We start from the raw sequence: 374 nt of genomic DNA on the forward strand, positions 1-374 counted from the left end.
GGGTCGGGTAAGTCGACCCTGCTCAAGGCCGTCGCGGGGCTGCTGCCCACCGAGCGCGGCAAGGTCTACACCAACGGCCAGCCGTCGCTGCTGGGGGTGAACGCGGCGCTGATGAACGACCTCACCGGTGAGCGGAACGTGATCCTCGGCGGTCTGGCCATGGGGATGTCGCGTGAGCAGGTCCGGGAGCGCTATCAGGGCATCGTGGACTTCTCGGGCATCAATGAGAAGGGTGACTTCATCACCCTGCCGATGCGCACGTATTCCTCGGGTATGGCGGCCCGGCTGCGGTTCTCCATCGCCGCGGCCAAGGACCATGATGTGCTGATGATCGACGAGGCGCTGGCCACCGGTGACAGGAAGTTCCAGAAGCG

At 65.5% G+C, this 374-nt stretch carries 1 protein-coding gene; it reads left to right on the top strand.

The window, feature by feature from the left end; all coding sequences use genetic code 11:
- The coding region (locus JK364_RS54715; protein WP_201858923.1) for an ABC transporter ATP-binding protein at positions 1–374 on the top strand (374 nt) is incomplete at both ends.

Origin of the sequence: Streptomyces endocoffeicus (assembly GCF_016741935.1) — a bacterium.
GTDB lineage: Bacteria > Actinomycetota > Actinomycetes > Streptomycetales > Streptomycetaceae > Streptomyces > Streptomyces endocoffeicus.